The 18,618-nt window shown below is 43.2% G+C and carries 15 protein-coding genes and 1 other RNA gene; 7 read left to right on the plus strand and 9 right to left on the minus strand.

Going from position 1 to position 18,618, the window contains the following annotated elements; genetic code table 11:
• The first annotated feature begins 336 nt into the window (after window positions 1-336).
• From HPS56_RS08560 to HPS56_RS08575, 4 genes are read left to right on the plus strand one after another with little or no spacing between them, the layout of a single operon-like run.
• Complete coding sequence (locus HPS56_RS08560; RefSeq protein ID WP_172275732.1) at window positions 337-543, plus strand: helix-turn-helix domain-containing protein; 207 nt, start codon at window positions 337-339, stop codon at window positions 541-543.
• A gap of 22 nt (window positions 544-565) precedes the next feature.
• Window positions 566-1,654, plus strand: a complete 1,089-nt coding sequence (locus HPS56_RS08565; RefSeq protein WP_172275733.1) for a DNA methyltransferase — start codon at window positions 566-568, stop codon at window positions 1,652-1,654.
• A gap of 53 nt (window positions 1,655-1,707) precedes the next feature.
• Window positions 1,708-3,141, plus strand: coding sequence for a TRM11 family SAM-dependent methyltransferase (locus HPS56_RS08570; protein ID WP_172275734.1), 1,434 nt, complete (start codon window positions 1,708-1,710; stop codon window positions 3,139-3,141).
• Window position 3,142: 1 nt separating this feature from the next.
• Window positions 3,143-4,228, plus strand: a complete 1,086-nt coding sequence (locus HPS56_RS08575) for a phospholipase D-like domain-containing protein (protein WP_172275735.1) — start codon at window positions 3,143-3,145, stop codon at window positions 4,226-4,228.
• A gap of 69 nt (window positions 4,229-4,297) precedes the next feature.
• Here HPS56_RS08575 and HPS56_RS08580 read toward each other — a convergent pair whose 3' ends face one another.
• From HPS56_RS08580 to HPS56_RS08595, 4 genes are all read right to left on the minus strand, one after another.
• The gene (locus HPS56_RS08580; protein WP_172275736.1) at window positions 4,298-5,815 is read right to left on the minus strand and encodes a hypothetical protein; all 1,518 of its coding nucleotides are present in this window, start codon (window positions 5,813-5,815) and stop codon (window positions 4,298-4,300) included.
• 848 nt (window positions 5,816-6,663) lie between these two features.
• Window positions 6,664-7,272, minus strand: coding sequence for a hypothetical protein (locus HPS56_RS08585; RefSeq protein WP_172275737.1), 609 nt, complete (start codon window positions 7,270-7,272; stop codon window positions 6,664-6,666).
• Between the two features lie 28 nt (window positions 7,273-7,300).
• The gene (locus tag HPS56_RS08590) at window positions 7,301-8,638 is read right to left on the minus strand and encodes a glycoside hydrolase family 28 protein (RefSeq protein WP_172275738.1); all 1,338 of its coding nucleotides are present in this window, start codon (window positions 8,636-8,638) and stop codon (window positions 7,301-7,303) included.
• Between the two features lie 30 nt (window positions 8,639-8,668).
• Window positions 8,669-11,185 carry an SLBB domain-containing protein gene (locus HPS56_RS08595; RefSeq protein ID WP_172275739.1) on the minus strand — a complete coding sequence of 839 codons (2,517 nt, stop codon included), beginning with the start codon at window positions 11,183-11,185 and terminating at the stop codon, window positions 8,669-8,671.
• A 215-nt stretch (window positions 11,186-11,400) separates the two neighbouring features.
• On the opposite strand from HPS56_RS08595, the gene ssrA reads away from it, so the two are divergent.
• Window positions 11,401-11,800, plus strand: a transfer-messenger RNA (tmRNA) gene (ssrA, locus tag HPS56_RS08600).
• A gap of 113 nt (window positions 11,801-11,913) precedes the next feature.
• On the opposite strand, the gene HPS56_RS08605 is transcribed toward ssrA, so the two are convergent.
• Together HPS56_RS08605 and HPS56_RS08610 are read right to left on the minus strand one after the other, a co-directional pair.
• Window positions 11,914-12,231, minus strand: coding sequence for a heavy metal-binding domain-containing protein (locus tag HPS56_RS08605; protein WP_172275740.1), 318 nt, complete (start codon window positions 12,229-12,231; stop codon window positions 11,914-11,916).
• A 74-nt stretch (window positions 12,232-12,305) separates the two neighbouring features.
• Entirely contained in the window at window positions 12,306-12,779 is a 474-nt protein-coding gene (locus HPS56_RS08610; RefSeq protein ID WP_172275741.1) for a low molecular weight protein-tyrosine-phosphatase, read from the minus strand.
• Between the two features lie 151 nt (window positions 12,780-12,930).
• Here HPS56_RS08610 and HPS56_RS08615 point away from each other — a divergent pair, with 151 nt between their 5' ends.
• Complete coding sequence (locus tag HPS56_RS08615) at window positions 12,931-13,620, plus strand: DUF554 domain-containing protein (protein ID WP_172275742.1); 690 nt, start codon at window positions 12,931-12,933, stop codon at window positions 13,618-13,620.
• A gap of 126 nt (window positions 13,621-13,746) precedes the next feature.
• Window positions 13,747-14,166 (plus strand): META domain-containing protein, encoded by a 420-nt coding sequence (locus HPS56_RS08620; RefSeq protein ID WP_172275743.1) that lies wholly within the window; start codon window positions 13,747-13,749, stop codon window positions 14,164-14,166.
• A gap of 112 nt (window positions 14,167-14,278) precedes the next feature.
• Here the strand turns inward: HPS56_RS08620 and HPS56_RS08625 are convergent, their stop codons facing one another.
• The 3 genes from HPS56_RS08625 to HPS56_RS08635 form a co-directional block, all read right to left on the minus strand.
• The gene (locus tag HPS56_RS08625) at window positions 14,279-16,471 is read right to left on the minus strand and encodes a glutamine synthetase III family protein (RefSeq protein WP_172275744.1); all 2,193 of its coding nucleotides are present in this window, start codon (window positions 16,469-16,471) and stop codon (window positions 14,279-14,281) included.
• A gap of 32 nt (window positions 16,472-16,503) precedes the next feature.
• Complete coding sequence (locus tag HPS56_RS08630) at window positions 16,504-17,391, minus strand: carbon-nitrogen hydrolase (RefSeq protein WP_172275745.1); 888 nt, start codon at window positions 17,389-17,391, stop codon at window positions 16,504-16,506.
• An 89-nt stretch (window positions 17,392-17,480) separates the two neighbouring features.
• Window positions 17,481-18,611, minus strand: a complete 1,131-nt coding sequence (locus HPS56_RS08635; RefSeq protein ID WP_172275746.1) for an agmatine deiminase family protein — start codon at window positions 18,609-18,611, stop codon at window positions 17,481-17,483.
• Window positions 18,612-18,618 lie beyond the last annotated feature (7 nt).

The raw sequence follows: 18,618 nt of genomic DNA on the forward strand, positions 1-18,618 counted from the left end.
AAGGTTGAAATTGGGTGTTTTTTATTTCTGATGTTTTGTGTTGTATGGATGGCATTGACTGTAATGGGCATAAAGTCAGCCTTTTTCTTTTTCGCGGCCTTATCTGTATATTGGTTGAGGCAGGCATTATAATAAAGCCGGAATTAAACTGAATTGTTGGCATCCCTGGTGTTTTTGGGCCTGGCAAAGAAAAATAAAAGATATTGCTGTGTAGGCAATGTCAGTCAATTTGTCTCTGAAAAGTTAAAGATTAAATTCTGGAATGTGTTTTATTGTCAAATGTGATTTACTTAGATTATTATGCATAACTTTGTATTGAATGATAAACTATTTAATATGACGAAAGATTTGAATCGTATAAAAGTAGTCCTTGTTGAGAAGAAGAATACAGGCAAATGGTTGGCAGGGCATTTAGGCGTTTCTGTATCTACTGTATCAAAATGGGTGAGTAATATGGTACTGCCTAATCTCGGTACCTTGAATGACATTGCCCGGTTTCTTGATGTTAATATGAAGGATTTGTTAAAAAGGAATAAAGAGTAGCGGTTGCTAATTTTAAGAAGATATGAAAGATTTGTATTCCGTCGATTGGACTTTTAAGGAAGCGAGAACAGAACCTTTGCATTCAATACATCCATACCCTGCCAAATTTATCCCTCAAATTCCGGAAAAACTTCTTGAACTTTTCTCTCCAAAGAAAAATCTGTGTATTTTGGATCCATTTTGTGGTAGTGGAGTGACTGTGTGTGTTGCTCAAAAAATGGGTTATAATGCTATTGGGGTTGATTTAAACCCAATAGCCACTCTTATTACAAGGGTAAAGACAACACCTGTGGCAGATGATTTTCTTAATATATGCGATAGTATTGTAGAAGAATGCAAGAAGCATGAACAGCCTGTAGAAAAGAAGAATTTTCCAAACATAGACCACTGGTTTTCCGTTGATATACAATATGCTTTAGCTATTTTGAAAGAGCAGATCGATGTTTTTAGGGATTATCAAAACTATGATGCTTTAAACTTCTGTTTCTCCAGTATTATCGTAAAAGTTTCCAATCAGGACAGCGATACGAGATATGCTTTTCGGGATAAAGGTAAAACAAAAACAGATGTGTTGAAATTTTTTCTGCAATCTGCAAGGAAATTAAAAAAGAATTCGATAAAAGACGGGACTACTGCGACAATATTGAATATGAATTCCCTTCATCTGGATGATCAGATTCCAAATAACATCGGAGCAGTGATAACATCTCCTCCATATCCCTGTGCCTATGAGTATTGGCTCTATCATAAATTTAGAATGTATTGGTTGAATTATGATCCGATTCAAGTTAGAGGAGAAGAAATTGGAGCACGCTATTCGTATTTCAAGAAATCAAAGTATGAGGGCTATGATTTTGCTGTTCAGATGACAAAGCTTTTATCCTATTTATATGATAAATGTGTGCCTGGCGCCCCATTATGTTTTGTGATTGGTCGTTCAAAGATTCATGGACAAATATATAATAACGATGAGATTATTGCAGACATAGGAAAAAGTATCGGCTATAAATATATTGCAACATTAACCAGAGATATGGTAAATAGCCGTAAGTCTTTTAATCTTTCACATGCAAGAATCAAAGTTGAATACATAGTAGTACTTCAAAAATGAATGATATAATCCTACATAAGCAAAGATATAAACTTTTCGCCTATGAAAAAAAAATGGCAGTTAAGGAAGTTCAAAGTATTTTGCACCCTGAATATATCCGTGAAGAAAATGATTGCATAAAGGCCTATGGTTGTAAAAGAATAGAAAATGCAAGCCGACTGGTTTTTTATTCTTCTTATGAAAATGAAGGTACTGAGACTACAACAACTCAGGCTATTAGGGAAAGTTCGACTCGGAAAAAACAAAACACACGATATTATGCTCATGGTATTCATGACTATAAGGGCAAATTTAATCCTCAGATAGTAAAGGCTCTTTTGAATATATTTGATATTCAGCCGGGACAAAGAGTTTTGGATCCGTTTTGTGGTAGTGGAACATCACTATTTGAAATACAGTTAATGGGTGGAGTTCCTTATGGCGTAGATATAAATCCTATGGCTGTCTTTATTGCCAGTACAAAAACGTCTGTCGGTAATGAAGTTGAGGCATGTGTAAATTTCAATATTGATGCTTTCATGACTTCTGTTCAGGATTGTCGTGTGGACATAAGTGGAAAAACAGAAAGGATGGTCTATTTAAGAAGTTGGTTCAGAGAAGATTATCTGAGATGTCTGGAAGCCATTAGAATTACAGCAGGAAATGAAAAAAACGAATCATTGAGAAAATTGATTCTATTATGTGCAAGTAATATAATTAGGGAATATTCGGAGCAAGAACCTTCCGATTTGCGAATACGTAGAAGGAAATCCGCATATCCTGAAGAGTCTCTGTTTCATCGTTTTTCTGCGGAGTTTACGGCCATTCAAGTCAAGATTGCTAAAATGTTAGAAGACAATGTAGGTAATGTCCCCAAAGCAACGATTTATAATGACAGTGTTGTGAATATCGGAGGCTATAAAGAATATAAAAACTATTTTGATTTCGCTGTAACCAGTCCTCCTTATGCTACAGCTTTACCTTATATAGATACACAAAGGCTGAGTCTTGTATGGTTGGGATTGGCTCGTCCTTCTGAGATTATTATGTTAGAGAGTTCCCTTATTGGAAGTCGTGAACTGAAAAGGAAATCCGTAGCTGCCGAACTGCTGACTGATTTAAAGACAAATGCAAATAAAATATCATCAGCATCTCATTATATTTGTATGGATTTGCAGAATAAGCTGGTTCCTTCAGATGGGTTTAGAAAACAAAACGTCCCTATATTGTTATACCGGTATATTTCGGAAATGAGAGCAATGTTCAGTTCTGTATATACTGTCCTGAAAACGGGAGCATACTATTGTTTGGTGGTAGGTCATAATAAGACAACTATAGGAGGTGTAACGACATATATAGATACTCCAACTCTTTTATGTAATGAAGCGGCAGAGCAGGGATTCGTAGTCTCAGAGGTATTGCCTCTTGAAACATATCAAAGATATGGTATTCATGCACAGAATGCAATCACAAATGAATCATTAATTGTATTACAAAAACAAGAATAGTATGGATTTTTTATTGCAGCCGAATATTTATTCCACGGAAAACGGAACAAACACCCTAATGAGTTTGCTTGAAAGGGCTTGGGTTAAGGATGTTAAAGAACATGACTCTGTTGGTAATGGTACGTTCTATATACTATCCGGATTTTCCAATTTTAATGGAGGGGTGCCTTTTTATGAAAGGATTGAAAAACATATTCAATTAGGAGGAAAATGTAAAATTATACTTGGTGCCAGCGCATCGCAACGTATGTCGAGTCAACAGATAGTAAGAAAACTTTTGGAAATTGGGTGTGAAGTGGGTTTGGTTAACAGAAAAGCAATTTTTCATGCTAAATGCTATGGATTTCAGAATGGGCAGTTCAGGAATCTAATAGTTTCATCAGGTAATTTTACAAGTAGGGGTATAACCCAAAATATAGAGGCTTCACTTTTCTTACAGGAGGCTGATTTGAAAATGAAATTTGAATGGGAAACGGTATTTGATGCAATAAAGACCCAGAAACTGGAATATTATCAAGTGTCTTCTGATGAAGCAAATGACCCTGCATGGAAGCTGTTGTTTGATGAGGACAAGTATAGGATAGAAGAAGGAACTAAAGACGAGTTTAGTACAATGGTATTGACGTTAGGGCATAATGATACTGTCAGAATACAGGCAGAACCAAGAACAAATGCTTCTAAGGGATCTCAATATTTTTGGCTTTCTAAGGATGCAATTGACTTCTTCCCACGTCTTAACATAGAGAATAAGCGAGGTACAAAGAAAACGTATTCCACATTTATAAAAATTCATTATTTGGATATTGGCAGGACTGTGGAAGAACGTGTGACACTTGAAGCTGAAAACAATCTTGATTTCCGCTTGGGTACAGGGACTTTGAGGAATACACAAGCGGCTTATGAGGGAGACATAGCCCTTATTACCCGAAAAGATAATGCAGAATATGAATTAAGAATCGTTCATAAGACGGATCCTTTATATTCTGTTATCATAAAATATGCCATTTATAATATTGGCAACCGCGGCAAGAGATATGGTTATATAGCCAATTCTCAATTAATGAAGATACAACAATCATTATTATAGCTATAAACTCTTCTCGTAAAAGAATCAGGATTGGCATGTGGGATATCTTTTGTTTAGGTTTATCTTATTTTATTTTGTTGAGGCAGGAAAATAAGTCTTCTTTCTTTGTTTTATAAAATGTTGCAGCCCGGGATTTGCTTCATCATGATTGCCATAGCTGAACGGTATACACTTTTTCGCATCATTGAATGGAATCAGGGCATGGTATTCTCCGGCAGCAAAACAGTCAATCTGATACGGATGATAGGTGAGCACGAATCCTTCCGGAAGAATCGCCAGGTGAGGCAGCGGAAAGGTACTGTATGCGGAACCATTCCCGCTTGTGGAATTCCATCCGGACCATTTGTCACACATATATTCAGACGTAGGCAAGAAAGCCGTGTCATTTTTCGTACTGATTGTGTCATATACGGGAAGTACGGACTGTGTGAATCCGTCCCATGTGCTTTTCATACCATGAATGGAGTCATGCTTCATCTTCAGGTTTTTAAGGGCCAGTTCCCTGAACCGGTTCATCATTGACGGCTTTATTGTATTTGAAGCATGTACGAATAATTTTCTTCGTTTGTCGTATGTGATGTAGTACGACCTCGGCAAGCCGTGAGCTCCTCCGCTATACGGCAATGCCTGATAATAATAGGTGGTGTAGTCGCGGCAGTCGGCAACTTTACGGGTTATAATGTCGCATGTCATTATAAGAACAAATGTGTCACCGGCCTGATAGTCGTTTAGACAGATCTTTTTCCATAATTCCCCGTACTTATCCAATAAGGAAAACGTCTCGTTATATGTCAGGCTGCTTGTTGACGGTATTGTATCCTGATAGCACACCATGGCCAAAGCATCATCCTTAACGGAATTTACCATCCATCCGCGAATGGCCTTGTCTGATTCCGAATTGCCTTTGGGTATTTCCAGGTTGACGCAAAGGGCGGCTCCCGCATCTTCATGTTCATTTTGAGGCCTGATACTATATTCCCTTTTCAGTATGATGGCAGTGGCGTCTTCTTCGGCGTGTAAGCTGTCAGACACATACAGTTCCTCCAATGAAACCTGTTTGGTCTGTACTCCACACACAAGGCTTATTTTACCTTCCTGTTCAGACTTCATGCAATAGGCATATTCTTGAAGATTGATGCATTTCCCGTCAGAGAAACATATCGAATCCTGATTGGTGAACGCATGCAGCCCCCTCCATTCTCCCAGATAATATAAGTGTGAGGCATTACAAGGAATGGTAAATGATGTTCTGTCATGATGGTCATATATAGTCCTGTTATCTATGCAAACGAACTTCGATGTGTTCTCAATGGCAGAAATATACCGTGCCTCCTGCTGTACGTAATAGAAGCCGTTGTGTTTCTGTTCTATGAGATAAAAGGGGGTGTTCTCTGCATGATCGTACCATACGATTAACAGACTGTCTCCTATCGTTTCGCTTATTCTAAACGTATCACCGTCAAGTGTCATCATATTGTCGTCCAGTATGATGCCCCTCAATCCTATTCCAGACCTTAGCCCCTTACATGAAACGAGCATTAGGAATGTCATTGCAATAAGCATGGTGTGGCTGAATATTCTATTCATTATTGTATTTATGTTATTTTAAATTTGTTGCATAGTCAATATGTGCGGCGGGTGTAACTCTAATTGTTTTTACTTTTATGCCGGAATTCTATGAAAAGTAACCTTTTCGTAGAATTTTTATTATAATATTCTCGTTAGATATTGTTCTTTGAATAAAGAAACAGTCGTGAAATTGATTTCACGACTGCCCAATATTACAAATTAACATTTTTCTTGGAAATGTTCAACCTTGCGGATGAACGTTCCCCCTTTCCAATCAGGCCAAAGCCTCACGGCTTCGCCTGTTTCATCAATTGCTTGTTATCACTAATTCACAATCAAAATTACCTTTAGGTCTAACACCTTAAACCTGAAAAACTAACAATCTTTCTATTACCTAAAACTTAAAACCTATCAAATAACACAATCTTTACCTAATAACTAAAACTAACCTATCAAATTATGAATGTATATCCTAACAATCTTTATTGTTTCTATACCATTGAAACTTTCGACATGTATCTTATTGTCTACTTATTTCCTTTTGACAATGCAAAGGTACATCGATTTTATGAAACTTGTAGCAGAATGGTATCTTTTTTTAGAAAAAAGTGCCATTCTTTTGACGTAAATCAAGTTTGCTGTGTTCGTACACATAAAAACAGTGCAATAAGACAGAATATGCTCTTTATTTTATTTTCGCGGCAATGCTCAAATAAACATTTATAATTCTGCCTTCTTTTTCCAGAATGCAATATTTACCACAGTTGATATGTGATGTCGCATTACCATGGAATGAGTTCTGCATGTTGCATGATGTGCCTACATTGCAAAAGTTTGAAAACTTTAGTGAGTATTCACTTTTCACGTTACATAATAACAGACATATCGCACTGTTGTCCATACGGCAACACCTGTTGCAGGTCGGAAGAATATTCTGTTGGTGAAAGGTGCCATTGGCTGATAAGCCCGCGTATGCGCTCTGCCGCCTTATGACATTCGTTGGGGTAGGTGACAGAGTATACAAACCACAGTTTGCCGTTTCTTATATATTTTGCGTAGCGTGAATGGTCCGGGTAGGGAGTGCCGTCGCAATAGAGCAACCCCTCCACGATGAAAGCGTCGTTGCCGACCTTGGTCACGGTAGTGTCTTTTCTTTCTGCAAATACAGGCCATTTGTCCGGAGACATATCGTCCATTGTATTCTTGAATACGGAAAACTCGATGGCTATATTTTCGTAGAGCGAGTATTCGAATTTTGCGTGTGTGGAGTCGTAGCCGGTTTCCTGCATTATGAAACATTTTGGATATTGTGCCTTGAAACCGTAGAATTTATTGTGGTAGGCGGTTATAGGCGCACGGTTTATCACCTCACTCATTATTTCGTGGTATGGAGGCATTGGCTTGTTTTCCCATACAATAGTCATGCCTGATGCGGCAAGAATGGCGATGAATCCTAATATGACAAATATTCTCATAATCTATACACTATAACATTATTGTATTCTATCTGACGTCTTCTGTTATGAAATCCGGACGCTGGTCGGGCTGTTCTGTCCTTATTCCGATGTTGTTGAATGTCACGTTTCTGGCATGGCGCACAAAGAATCCTTTTGCCGGAAGTATGCCCCACATGTTTGCTTCGGGATAGTCTTTCTCTTTTTCATCTGTCGGTATGGAGATTTTTTCTGCTCCTCCTTTGTGGCTTACCGTGACGTTGCTTATATGTATGTCTTCCACAGGATGTCCGGGGAGTCCGGTCACCGAGCATCCAGTATTTCCGGCATTGCGTACGATGACGTTATCAATGTGCACATCGCGTATTTTCCCTACGTTGGTGATTGTCTGCCCTTGATAATATCCTCGTGCCCGGTTGCCAAGGCGTATGAATATAGGTGATTCTGTTCCCTCTGCAGTAATGTTGCTTACGTTGACGTTTTCGAGCACTCCGCCGTCTACAATCTCGAGTGATACGGCCGATATTCCGTGCGGGAGTCCGAAAAACTGTGATGTCTGGTCTTCTGACGGTTTTATGGTTATTCCGCTGATGTTGATGTTGCGAAACCCGCCGTTTGTCTCGGTACCAAGTTTTACAGCGTTGCAGTGGCTGCTTACAACACAGTTGCAGATGGTCACGTTCTCGCACATTCTCGGTGAGGTGCTTTTCAGGGTGATGCCGTCGTCATCGCTGTCTGCAATCATTCCGCTTACCACCACATCGTGGCATCCGTCAATGTCGAGCGCATCGTTATTGTAGTTGTTCCTGTTTTTTACCCTGATACCTTGTATTCTCAGACGGTCGCATGCCAGATAATGTTGCATCCAGCATCCGCTGTTTCTCAATGTGATGTCTTTAACCACAATATCGCGTCCCCGTATTATGCGAAGGAGATGCGGACGGGTGATACCTTCGTCATTCCATGACAGTTTCTTGAATGATTTACCTCTTCCGTCTATTGTACCGTAGCCGTCTATTACCACATTCTCCACATTGTCGGCATAAATGAGTTGTATGGTTTCGGTTTGTGTACGTAATGACAGATAGTCGGACTTCATGCCCTTGTAGTCTGCAAGGCTGGTGCTGCCATATAGTGTTGCTCCGTGTTCAAGATGTAGGTTTACATTGCTTTTAAGCACAATTGTTCCTATTTTATACATGCCTGTCGGCACAGTAACACGTCCGCCTCCAGCCTTGGAGCATGCATCGATGGCACGCTGTACCCCTTCTGTGCTCAGCTTAGTGGTGTCGTTCACTGCACCGTAGTCTGTTATACGGTAGTCTGCTGCATGGGTAAGCTGCAACATGCATGCCGCTATAAGTGAGAATATTGTTCTTTGTGTCATATTTACGGGTTTGGCTGTTTGGGTCTGCTGTTATTTCATCAAGTTGGCTATCGTTGCGATCATTGTCGCTATTGAGGCTGTACCAGAACCGATGGCGACGATCTCCGCAGTAGACATCTTCTTGTTTATCGGTCTGCTTGACACGACTATTTCACATCCCGGCAACGGTTTGTTGCTATAGCTTGCCTTTGCAACTGTTCCGTTCATATATATGATGAATGTTTTGTTCTTCTTTGCCCTGTTGCCCCAGCCTCCGGCCTGGTCTATGTAATAGCTTATGCTTTTTCCTTCACGATACGCGACGGTGGTGGGGTACATCACGTCTCCGCTTATCTTCACTGTTCCGGAATACTCCGGGATTATTATTCTGTCTCCCTCACGCAATACGACATCATAGTTGCTTCCCGGATTTTCTATGGCCTTGTCAAGATTAATACCCACAAAATATGTTTCTCCAAGGTCGAGTTTCTTAATGTCTACGGAGTCTTTTGAGCCGCTTTGTGCATTTGCCATCTTTATTACGGATTCCATTCTCAGGCGTTCGTCCGGTGTTATTTTACGTTCAAGGCGTGCTCCTTGCGGGAATGCTGTGTTTGTAAATCCTCCCGATTGTTTGATGATTTCACTTATTCTCTGGCTTTTCTTTGACAATGTGTATGTTCCAGGGAACATTATCTCTCCTTCAATCTTCACATTCTGTTGTTTTGAGAATCCGGGGCTTGTACGCACATACACCTCGTCGTATGGCATGAGCTTGAAGCCCTGTTCTCCGTCGATTACAAATCCGTCCTTAAGCGCGAATGAGTAAGTATGTGCAATAGTATCGGATGATGTCAATGCATTAGGATTTATTATGCGTCGTGCTATGTCCACTTTCATTATTGATGCGGCGTCTGTAAGCCCTCCGGCCTGTAGGATGAAATCCTCAAGTGTCTCATTGTCTGCATACATATAAACTCCGGGATAGATTACCTCTCCGTGTATTGTAAGTGTCTGCTGTTCGAGCAAATCTTTCTTGCTCGGTATGTATAGTACGTCTTCGTTTTTAAGCGGTATGTCTGCAACTTTTCCTGACATGATGCCGTCAACGTCTACGGACAGAACCTCAAGGGTACGGTCTGGTTTCATTCTGTGCATTACGGCATGTGCGGTGAAAGCGTCTTCGGTGACCCCGTCTGCGTTCTCAATCAGCGATTTCACTGTTGCTATGCCGTTTCCTACCTGATACATTCCGGGGCGGAACACAGCACCTTTTATTTCCGCCATGTTTGAATACCGCGGCAGTATTGAATCTACGCTTAGCGAGTCCTCATCATAGAGTTGGAATGAACTCATGTCGAATTCTCCGATGTTGAATACGGAATACTGTGTTCCGGCCTTGCGCACCAGACGTACGGATTTCTTATATGCGTCTCCTGTAAATCCTCCGGAATACTTCAGAAGTGTTTCCACGCTTTCGTTCTTCTTCATTTCGTAAAACATCGGGCGTTTCACTTTTCCGGTAATATTCACGAGACAGTCGTATGGGCCTACGACCACAACATCGTTGTCGGCCAGCCGTATGTTGCCTGTGAGTTTTCCGTTCAGGATATAGTCGTAGATGTCTACAACGGTTACAAGACGGTTGTTGCGGAATACCTTTATGTTGCGCAAGGTTCCTATGTCGTTGGTTCCCCCTGCCATATATAGTGCATGGAATACGGAGGCAAATGCCGACAGGGTGTATGTTCCCGGATTTTTTACTTCCCCCATTACATTAACCATTATCGTACGTGTCTGTCCTACTGTAAGCTGTATTCTTGAACTGCTGTATCTTGCTCCGAGTGTTGAGCGAAGATGCGCGTTGGCTTGTTCCACTGTAAGTCCGCTGACGGTTATCGGGCCGTATCCGTCTATTATTACGGTTCCGTCGGGAGTGACGGTGCTTTCTATTGTTTTCTGTGAAGCTCCGTAAATGTCAATATATACGGCATCGCCAGGACCGAGACGGTAGTTCTTCGGTGTGGCAATATTCATGTTTGGTTCAAACGTAAGATTCTTATTGTTGAAGATGTCACGTCCGAAAACTTTGCGTCTTGGTTCCTTCTTTTTCACGTTGTCCATTATCATGTCTAATGAATCGGGCATGAATTCAGACAGTTCGTCTTTCATTTCCATGAATTCGTCATCTTCTTCATTGTATGTGTTTTTCATGTCAGTTCTCTCATCTTTTATGATGAAGCCCGATTTTGTACTTTCTGCCGCTCTTTTCTTTTTGCCGTTGTCCTTACGGCTGCGGTCGTCTGTCTTCACAGCTCCGTTGGTTATGTCTTTTGTTCCTAATCCTTGTTTCTGTATCTGTCTTTCATATTTGTTTCTCACTCTTCTTATCTGTTCTATCGTAACGCCGCGTTGCATCAGTCTTGTTACGATTTGTGCCTGGTCGGTGCCTTTAGCCTGTTCTTTCATTACAAATTCCACTATGTCCTGATCGCTCATTGATGATTGTGCAAATGATACGGTGGCACAGGCCAGTAGAAGAAGCATTGGAAAAATATATCTTTTCATAAGTTTTTAGTGTGATAAACAATATTGTATTTACATAAGTAATAACTGCCCATCCGGCAAATTTATTGCAAAGATACTGAATTTAATTATAAAAGTGTTGTAGTTCGGGAATTTTTATTTACCTTTGCATCATGATAGTGTGATGCAGGAGCAGTTTATGACATGTTTCTCCGCTGTGATTGCATTTCTATTCCTTTTTTACGGGCATTTTCATTGGGGTTGACTGGATTTGACAGCCGGATGAGATGGTACGTAAGCATGCGGAGTGAAGACTGTGGACTCCCTAATCAATTCGGTCAAAAATTTATCTGGCGAAAACAAGTATGCTCTCGCTGCCTAATCGAAGTACAGTAGATTACTGGCTTTATCCTGTCACCAGGTGACGGGACGAGACATCACTCAGACGCTGTTGTTCCGAAGCTGTCTGGTAAAGTGGTGCAGTTAAATCGGAAATAGTTGTCTGCAGCCCCGTGCAGGCAATGAGATTCAGGGGATAAGGCTGTTGTTGGTGGTCCGGGTCTTGCAACGGCACGAAAACCGAAGTCCGGAATAAGCATGTAGAAAGCGTATGGTTTCCCGGTTTGGACGAGGGTTCGATTCCCTCCAGCTCCACAAATGAGAAACGGCTTGCAGACAATCTGCAAGCCGTTTCTCATTTGCATTAATGTGTGTTTCCGAATGATTCAGTTTATGGGATAAGCCTAAAAAATGCGGCCTACGCTGGATGCCTATATTACAACTGCCGTACCGCTTGTTGTCACCATCAGCATCGAGCCGCTCGCTCCGATAGTCTCGTAGTCGAAGTCTACGGCCACTACTGCGTTTGCTCCCATTTCAATGGCTTTCTGCTGCATTTCCTTCAGTGATGTTTCTTTTGCCTCACGTATTACCTTTTCGTATGCATTGCTTCTGCCACCGATTATATCGCGTATATTTGCCATAAAGTCTTTTACTATGTTGGCCCCAATAATTGTCTCGCCTGTGACTATGCCAAGGTATTCACGAATCGGGTGTCCTTCGATTGTGGGTGTGGTTGTTGTAATCATGATACTGGTTTTATGTTATTTATTAATACTATAATATATATATGTTCGCGTACATTAAGTATGTCTTACGTGTCTTATTGCTTTATGATTACATCAAGTAGACCGTTACATGCATCTTCGAGCAGTTCTATCACAAGTTCAAAATCCTTGTCATTTCCGTAGTAAGGGTCTGGAATGTAGGTATAAGCTTTGTGTGAAACCAGAAAATCAGCCATGCACCTCACCTTGCCCTTCTCTTCACTGTTTTCAGCCATAGACGTCACTGCGCGAAGATTGTCTTTGTCCATGACGATGATAATGTCGAAAAGACTGAAATCTTTCTTTGAGAACTGTCTTGCATGGCTGTCGAATTTATATCCGTGCGATGCTCCGTGTCTGCGCATACGGCTGTCGGGCAGTTGTCCGACATGCCATGAGCCGATTCCGGCGGAGTCGATAAGGAAGCCTTCTTCCATACCGTGCTCTTTTACGATATGTTTCATTATTCCTTCGGCAGCCGGTGAGCGGCATATATTGCCAAGGCATATAAAAAGTAGTTTTTTCTTCATTTTTATTTATACAGAATTCATAGACAATTCGACTCCGGATAATTTAAATCAAGCTTGAAATATCCGTAAAGCCGCTTATATTTTACAAATATACTACATATTTTAAAAGAAACTTTTTGTATGTTTGTTTTTTTACATTATTTTTGCAAATATGTTAGGTACTATAGTAAATACATTGTGTATTGTTGCCGGTACGGTTGCCGGAGTGGTGTTCCACAGGGGCATCGGTGATAAATACAAGACGGCACTTTATAATGGTTTGGGGCTTGTTAGCCTCGGAATAGGGTTTAATGCCGTGATATCAAACTTACCTAAGAGCGGATATCCGGTGCTGTTTGTAGTTTCGATTGCACTTGGCAGTGTTGCCGGAACGGCAATGGATATCGACGGCCGTTTTCGCAGGCTTGTTGACAAGCGTTCCGGGGCACGTGGCGGCAAGACGCTTGCCGACGGTCTTTCAGCGGCAATTCTTTTGTATTGCATAGGGCCGTTGTCGATGCTCGGGCCGGTGATCAGTGCCTTGAAGGGCGACAATACATTCCTGTTTACCAATGCCACCCTTGATTTTGTGTCATCGGCAGTGTTTGCTTCCACATACGGTCCATGGATGTCTTTGGCGGCCATTGTACTGTTTTGCTGGCAGGGTATGTTCTATTTCATTGCCGTGATATCGGGCACTGCCATAAGTGCCTCTCTTATGACTGAACTTCTTATCGTGGGAGGGCTGATGATTGCCGGAAGCGGTTTTTCCCTGTTGGGAATAAAAGACTGCAAGACGTTGAATCTTCTGCCATCGCTTCTTGTTCCGGTCATATTCTTTGTTTTGAAGAGCGTCATTTAAGTTTGGAATATTTTAAATAAAGTGAATATCTTTCATGATTAATCTTATTTGTATTACCTTTGCATCGGATAATGTCTGTGGCCTGTGTATTGGTGTGCCACAGCATAAAAAATAAAAAAACAGGATATGAAAAAGATTTTTGCAGCATTGGTTTTGGGTTCTGCTTTGGCATCATGCGCCACGGGCAGCAAGACATCCGGTATGGCATCACTCGAAGGAGAGTGGAGTGTAGTCAGTATTGACGGTGAGAAGGTGATTGTGCCGGAACATCAGGATGCGCCTTTTATTGGTTTTGACATGGAGAAAAAGCATATTTACGGAAGCACAAGCTGTAACAGGCTTACCGGTGGTTTAAACATTGACGAGAAAAGGTCGGCAATAGATTTCAGTGCGATGGGAAGTACACGTATGATGTGCCCTGACATGAAAATCGAAGACGGTTTGCTCAATGCGTTCGGACGTGTGAAGACCTATGAGGTGAAGAAAGATGTCATGAAGCTTAAGGATGCGAACGGTAAGCCGGTTATTGAATTGAAGAAGAAATAAAGGCTCCTTTATAAAAATAAAGGGCGGCACCCGGAAAGTTTTGTATAGACTTTGGGGTGTCGCCCTTTTTGATTATATGATTCTTTTATTTGCGTGTGGGTTTTTATTATGATTATCTGATAAACAGAAGTTCGCGATACTTCGGCAAAGTCCAGAGTCCGTCTTCCACAATCATCTCAAGGCTGTCGATACGGTCGCGTATTGCCTGGATTTTAGGCTCGACGGTGTTGTGGTAGGCTATTGCACGCTCATGGATGCTTTCGATGCGGTTTGCCACCCTGCGTGACTCAATCAGTTCGTCGACAAGTGTTTCGATGGTCTCTGTGCTTTCTGCGATTTCCTCTATCAGTTTCATGTTTCGTTGGCTCAGCCTGATGGCCTTGTCGGCAGGAAATATGTTTTTCATGCTTTGGACGTTTCTTATCAGTTTGCTCTGATAGTGGGTGGCCACAGGTATGATATGGTTCATAGACAGGTCACCGATAACCCTTGCCTCTATCTGTACAGTCTTGACGTATGTCTCCCATTTCACTTCGTTGCGTGCTTCGAGCTCCTTCCTGTTCATCACCTTTACAGACTCAAACATTCTGATGCTGGCTTCATCGAGATAACGTTCGAACACTACGGGGCAGCTGCTCTCGGTGTCGAGACCGCGGCGGTGTGCCTCTTCAATCCATTCCTCGCTGTATCCGTTTCCGTCGAAGCGTATGGGCTTGCATGTCTTGATGTCTTCGCGCAGGATATCGAGTATTGCGCTTATTTTGCTTTCACCGTTTTCCATGAGCCTGTCTACGCGTTCCTTGAATGATGTCAGTGCTTCTGCCATTGCAGAATTGAGGGCGATCATTGCCGAGGCGCAGTTAGCCTCCGATCCTATTGCGCGGAATTCGAATCGGTTGCCTGTGAAGGCGAACGGGCTTGTCCGGTTACGGTCGGTATTGTCGATGATGAGCTGCGGTATCTGCGGTATGTCGAGTTCCATGCCTTGTTTGGCCTTGAGGTTGAAAAGCTCGTCTTTATGCGAGTTTTCTATGTGGTCGAGCAGTTCGTTCAGCTGTTTGCCGAGGAAAGATGATATTATGGCCGGAGGTGCCTCGTTTCCTCCGAGACGGTGTGAGTTTGTGGCACTCATTATGCTTGCCTTCAGCAGTCCGTTGTGTCTGTATACGGCCATCAGTGTCTCAACGATGAACGTTACGAAGCGCAGGTTCTCCTCGGGTGTCTTTCCCGGGGCATGCAGCAGTTTGCCGTTGTCGGCACAAAGGCTCCAGTTGTTGTGTTTTCCCGAACCGTTGATGCCGTCGAACGGTTTTTCGTGTAGCAGGACTCTGAATCCGTGTTTGCGTGCTATTTTTTTCATCAGCGACATGAGGAGCATGTTGTGGTCTACGGCCAGGTTGCATTCCTCATATATCGGTGCAAGTTCAAACTGGTTCGGTGCGACCTCGTTGTGGCGTGTCTTGCATGGTATGGACAGTTCCAGTGCCTGTATCTCGAGATCTTTCATGAAAGCCTGCACACGGTCGGGGATTGTGCCGAAATAGTGGTCGTCCATTTGCTGGTTCTTTGCGCTTTCATGTCCCATGAGCGTGCGTCCGGTCAGCATCAGGTCGGGGCGTGCCGAGTATAGTCCTTCGTCAACGAGAAAATATTCCTGTTCCCATCCAAGGTTGCATTTCACCTTTGTCACGTCCGTATAGAAATATTTGCACACTTCGGTGGCAGCCTTTCCCACGGCATGGAGTGCGCGCAGCAATGGTGCCTTATAGTCGAGGGCCTCGCCGGTGTATGATATGAAGATGGTCGGTATGCACAGTGTGTCGTCGATGATGAATACCGGTGAGGTTGGATCCCATGCAGAGTATCCCCGTGCCTCGAATGTGTTGCGTATACCTCCGTTGGGGAAAGAGCTGGCGTCGGGTTCCTGCTGTACGAGCAGTTTGCCGCTGAAGTTCTCGACCATTCCTCCCTTGCCGTCATGTTCCACGAAAGCGTCGTGTTTCTCGGCCGTACCTTCTGTAAGCGGCTGAAACCAGTGTGTGTAGTGTGTCACACCCATTTCCATCGCCCATTGTTTCATGCCCGCAGCCACGGCATCGGCGATGGAGCGGTCGAGGCGTGTGCCGTTGTCTATGACATCAATAAGTTTCGCGTAAACATCGGCCGGAAGATACTTATACATCTTATGGCGGTTGAAGACATATTTTCCGAAGTACTCGGACGGCCGTTCTTTAGGTGTAGCCACTTCCAAAGCTCTCTTCTTGAAAGCTTCCTCCACTACCTGGAATCTTAAGTTTACTGACATTTTCTTCTTTATTTGATTGTTTTTTATTCTATTCAGTCTATGTATCTTTTTATGATATCACCGTATTCGTCTATTCTTCTGTCTCTGAGGAACGGCCACCATCTGCGCACTTGTTCGGTGTGTGCCATGTCGATGCTTACTATCACGCTTTCCTCTTCGTTTTCAGAAGCCTCATACAGGATTTCTCCCTGTGGTCCGGCCACGAATGATGTTCCCCAGAACTGTATGCCTCCGGTCTGTTCCGAAGGATCCGGCTCATATCCCACGCGGTTGACGCTGACAACAGGCAGTCCGTTGGCTACAGCGTGTCCGCGCTGCACTGTCTGCCACGCCCGCCTTTGCCGCTGTTGTTCTTCTGCGGTGTCGTTTGCCGCGTATCCTATTGCCGTAGGGTAGATTAGAATTTCTGCCCCGCGGAGTGCCATTAGTCTGGCTGCCTCTGGATACCATTGATCCCAGCATACGAGAACACCGAGGCATCCCACGCTTGTGTTTATTGGTCTGAACCCCATGTCGCCTGGTGTGAAATAGAATTTTTCGTAGTATGCAGGGTCATCGGGTATGTGCATCTTACGGTATTTTCCTGCTATGGTTCCGTCGCGTTCCATTACCACCGCTGTGTTGTGGTATAGTCCGGGGGCGCGTTTCTCAAACAGCGAGGCAACTATCACTACATTATATCTCCGTGCCAGTTCACCGAACATGTTTGTGGACGGTCCGGGGACGGGTTCGGCGAGGTTGAAGTTGTCCACGTCTTCCACCTGACAGAAATACAGGGAGTTGTGAAGTTCCTGAAGTACTATGAGCTCTGCTCCGCGTTTTGCCAAATCGGCGATACTTTCAGCGAGTCTTATTATGTTGTCCTTAGTATCAGCAGTGTTGTGTTGCTGAAGAAATCCAATCTTTAGTTCTTTTTCCATGGTTATTGTTTGCAGGCTGTATTTTCATGCAGCCTGTATTCTTTTTATTCGGTAGAGGGTGTGGGGCGGTGCATACCTCCACATCGTGGTTATGCGAAAAACTGCATCGTGCAGCAGTGTAGTGAGCCGTGCTGTATGATAATGTTCCGGCAGTCTATGCCTATTATTTCCCTGTCGGGGAATGCGTCTGCTATTATTTCGGCAGCTTCGCGGTCGCGTCGCGGCTGTCCGTAGGTGGGGTAGAGCACAGCCTTGTTTATGACAAGGAAGTTGGCGTATGTGGCGGGCAGCCGTTCCGCATTTTCGTCACCGGCATTGCAGAAGTCTTTCCCGTTGTGATATATAGGTTCGGGCATCGGCAACCGCAGAAGGCGGTATGATCCTCCGCTCTTTGTATGCAGCGACCGCAGCTGTTCTTCCATGCGTGCAAGCTCTTTGTATTGCTCATCGTTCTCGTTGTCGCAGCCTATATATAATAATGTGTCGGCCGGAGCAACTCTCACGAGTGTGTCTATGTGTCCGTCGGTGTCGTCACCGGTAAGATTACCGTAGTCTATCCATACCACTCTTTCCGCACAAAGGGTCTGTCTGAGCGTGATGTCTATGTCGTTTTGTGTCATCGGCTGGTTTCGGTTTGGCGCAAGCAGGCATTTTGTGGTGGTGAATATTGTTCCCCGTCCGTCGCTTTCTATCGAGCCGCCTTCGAGTACGAAGTCGAGCCGGTCGGAGTATTCTCCTGTGAGGATACTTCCTTTTTGGTTGAATAAGTGCGATTCGTATAGTTTGCGGTTGATGGCGTTATCCTTTTCCGCTTCAAATTTATTTCCCCAACCGTTGAAACGGAAATCGAGCATTGTTTTGTCACCGTTGTCTCCGGTGAGTGTTATGAAGCCGTGGTCGCGTGCCCAGGTGTCGTCGGTAGGGCATTCGAGGGTGTGGATGTTTTTCATTATCTTTTCCCTGTCGTTATCCGCAGCGGTGTGTTCTTTTATGGCGTCGATGGCTTTTGGCGGTTCCGGTGCAACGATTATCAGTTTTTCTCTCCTTGCTATTTCCGCAGCCATGTGTGAGTATGTCTCGTTTATTTCTTTCAGAATCGGCTTCCAGTCTGTATTCTCATGGGGCCATGTAAGCTGGACTGCAACCTGAGTTTCCCATTCTGCCGGCAGTCTTTTTTTGTTGCTGATGATAGGATTATTGTCCATATTTTCTATCGTCATAAAATGA

Origin of the sequence: Xylanibacter muris, from assembly GCF_013166605.1 — a bacterium.
In the GTDB taxonomy this organism is placed as follows: Bacteria; Bacteroidota; Bacteroidia; order Bacteroidales; family Bacteroidaceae; genus Prevotella; species Prevotella muris.

Excerpts from the sequence above, each read along its gene's own strand:
- HPS56_RS08620 (WP_172275743.1), top strand. The coding sequence starts at position 13,747 with ATGAAAAAGATTTTTGCAGCATTGGTTTTGGGTTCTGCTTTGGCATCA.
- HPS56_RS08570 (WP_172275734.1), top strand. The coding sequence starts at position 1,708 with ATGGCAGTTAAGGAAGTTCAAAGTATTTTGCACCCTGAATATATCCGT.
- HPS56_RS08585 (WP_172275737.1), bottom strand. The coding sequence starts at position 7,272 with ATGAGAATATTTGTCATATTAGGATTCATCGCCATTCTTGCCGCATCA.
- HPS56_RS08560 (WP_172275732.1), top strand. The coding sequence starts at position 337 with ATGACGAAAGATTTGAATCGTATAAAAGTAGTCCTTGTTGAGAAGAAG.
- HPS56_RS08595 (WP_172275739.1), bottom strand. The coding sequence starts at position 11,185 with ATGAAAAGATATATTTTTCCAATGCTTCTTCTACTGGCCTGTGCCACC.
- HPS56_RS08590 (WP_172275738.1), bottom strand. The coding sequence starts at position 8,638 with ATGACACAAAGAACAATATTCTCACTTATAGCGGCATGCATGTTGCAG.
- HPS56_RS08625 (WP_172275744.1), bottom strand. The coding sequence starts at position 16,471 with ATGTCAGTAAACTTAAGATTCCAGGTAGTGGAGGAAGCTTTCAAGAAG.
- HPS56_RS08630 (WP_172275745.1), bottom strand. The coding sequence starts at position 17,391 with ATGGAAAAAGAACTAAAGATTGGATTTCTTCAGCAACACAACACTGCT.
- HPS56_RS08565 (WP_172275733.1), top strand. The coding sequence starts at position 566 with ATGAAAGATTTGTATTCCGTCGATTGGACTTTTAAGGAAGCGAGAACA.
- HPS56_RS08575 (WP_172275735.1), top strand. The coding sequence starts at position 3,143 with ATGGATTTTTTATTGCAGCCGAATATTTATTCCACGGAAAACGGAACA.
- HPS56_RS08610 (WP_172275741.1), bottom strand. The coding sequence starts at position 12,779 with ATGAAGAAAAAACTACTTTTTATATGCCTTGGCAATATATGCCGCTCA.
- HPS56_RS08615 (WP_172275742.1), top strand. The coding sequence starts at position 12,931 with ATGTTAGGTACTATAGTAAATACATTGTGTATTGTTGCCGGTACGGTT.
- HPS56_RS08605 (WP_172275740.1), bottom strand. The coding sequence starts at position 12,231 with ATGATTACAACAACCACACCCACAATCGAAGGACACCCGATTCGTGAA.
- HPS56_RS08635 (WP_172275746.1), bottom strand. The coding sequence starts at position 18,611 with ATGACGATAGAAAATATGGACAATAATCCTATCATCAGCAACAAAAAA.
- HPS56_RS08580 (WP_172275736.1), bottom strand. The coding sequence starts at position 5,815 with ATGAATAGAATATTCAGCCACACCATGCTTATTGCAATGACATTCCTA.